This is a genomic window from Arthrobacter sp. Hiyo1 (genome assembly GCF_001263615.2).
In the GTDB taxonomy this organism is placed as follows: domain Bacteria; phylum Actinomycetota; class Actinomycetes; order Actinomycetales; family Micrococcaceae; genus Arthrobacter.
The window spans coordinates 1,028,942-1,030,701 of sequence record NZ_DF952468.1 but is presented as its reverse complement, the minus strand read 5'-3'; the positions used below and the strand labels follow the sequence as shown (position 1 = coordinate 1,030,701).

Annotated in this window: 2 protein-coding genes and 1 pseudogene; 1 reads left to right on the top strand and 2 read right to left on the bottom strand. The window is 62.5% G+C overall.

Annotation, left to right across the window (positions count from 1 at the left end; all coding sequences use genetic code 11):
- On the bottom strand, positions 1 to 348 hold a 348-nt coding region (locus tag AHiyo1_RS26175), incomplete at its 3' end, for a M24 family metallopeptidase (protein ID WP_253257145.1).
- 325 nt (positions 349 to 673) lie between these two features.
- Between AHiyo1_RS26175 and AHiyo1_RS04625 the strand changes: the two genes are divergently transcribed.
- Positions 674 to 1,351, top strand: a complete 678-nt coding sequence (locus AHiyo1_RS04625; RefSeq protein WP_059387774.1) for a DNA alkylation repair protein — start codon at positions 674 to 676, stop codon at positions 1,349 to 1,351.
- A 7-nt stretch (positions 1,352 to 1,358) separates the two neighbouring features.
- On the opposite strand, the pseudogene AHiyo1_RS04620 reads toward AHiyo1_RS04625, so the two are convergent.
- Positions 1,359 to 1,760: pseudogene (locus AHiyo1_RS04620) on the bottom strand (hypothetical protein); the annotation flags it as partial.

The following is a 1,760-nucleotide window of genomic DNA, read 5'->3' as shown; positions in this document are numbered from 1 at the left end:
GGTCCGGCCAATGCCGTGCCCGCCGTGATCGGCGAGGATCCCGTAGCCGCTGCGCTTGGCTTCTCCGCCAATGGCGTACGCAAGGTCGCCCATCTTGTTTCCAATCCGGGCAGCGTCGATACCGCGGGCGAGGGCGGCGTCGGTGGCATCGATCAATTCCTGGTCCACCGGATCCGAGGTGCCCACAATGAAACTGACTGCCGCGTCCCCGCACCAGCCCTCCACGAAGGCCCCGCAATCGACGCTCAACAGATCGCCATCCTGCAACACATACCCGTCCGGGATGCCGTGCACCACGGCGTCGTTGACGCTCGTGCAGATGACCCCTGAAAAGGCGTGGACGCCCACCGCGGGCGATAGTTCAGGAACGCCGGCTTAGCTCCGGCGGCCTCCATGAAAGCGGCTGCAACCTCGTCCAGTTCCTTGAGCGACACGCCAACCCCGGCGTGCGAACGAACCGCCGAAAGCGTGTTGGCAACCACCCTTCCGGCTTCGCGCATGAGCGCAATCTCTTCTGGCGTCTTCACCATGGACATCAAAGGCCTCCAAGCATCAAGAAGAGGGGGCCGGACCGGCCACCGGACAAACCCTTCCACCCACTCTATGGGCACCATCAGCCCGGTCAACAGGGTTGCGCGTCCGCGCCGGCCCACGGGTGTCCTAAAGTCGCCGTATGGAACACCGAAGAATCGCCATCATCCGTGAACGCCTGCAGGCAGAGGCAGACCCGGACCGCGCGAAGGCGGCACAGGCCTACATGAAATCATCCATGCCTGTCCTCGGTGTCAGGGTCCCCGTAGTCCGTCGCATTGTCCTCGCGACCGCGAAGGAAATCCCTTTCGGGTCCCCTTCCGAACTTCGTGACGATGTCCGGCTGCTGTGGCGGGAAGCCACATGGCGGGAAGAACGCTACGCGGCCATCGATCTGACCTCGCTCAAGTCCGTGGCCAAGGATCTGGAGATGCTGCCGCTGTACGAAGAAATCATCCGGACCGGCGCATGGTGGGACTTCGTTGACGGTGTCTCCGACCGTATTTGCGCCCTTCTGCAACACCACCGAAGCACGCTGACCCCGCTCTTGCGGACATGGGCAAGCGACGAGGACTTCTGGATCCGTCGGGCGTCCATCACCTCCCAGCTCAAGGCAAAGTCGGCCACGGACCAAGAACTTCTGGCCGCGGCACTTGACGCCAACCTTGCCGACAAGGAGTTCTTCATCAGGAAGGCAATCGGCTGGACCCTGCGGGAGTACGCCAAGACCGATCCTCAATGGGTGCGGAGCTACGTTGAAAGCCGGAGGACCAGGCTCAGCCCGCTATCCCTGCGTGAAGCCATGAAACACCTCGGCTGAATCCGGTTCAGGACTTCGGCTTGAGCTTCAAAATCCCGCGACGCGGGCGGAACAGCACGTGGGTCTTCTTGTCAAAGAACACCAAGTAGGCGATGAAAGAAACCGCAATGGCAATGGCCACTCCGCGTACCACCTCGATGGGGATCCACTGGAAGACACTCAATTGGTCTGTCAGGGCGATAAGGGTGAAGAACGCCGTCAAGTAGAAGACCGTCCGGAGCTGGGCGCCGTCCGCGACTCCCGTCACGGTGAAGAACACCAGCAGCCACACCATGTACCAAGGCTGAATCACAGGCGCCAGGACGACGACAGCGGCGAATGCCCAGGCCATCCGGCGAAGCACAGTCTTGTTGAACTCGGGTTCGTCGTCGAGCGGCGCGGGCATGCCGATTCCGCGGCCGGGGGTCCG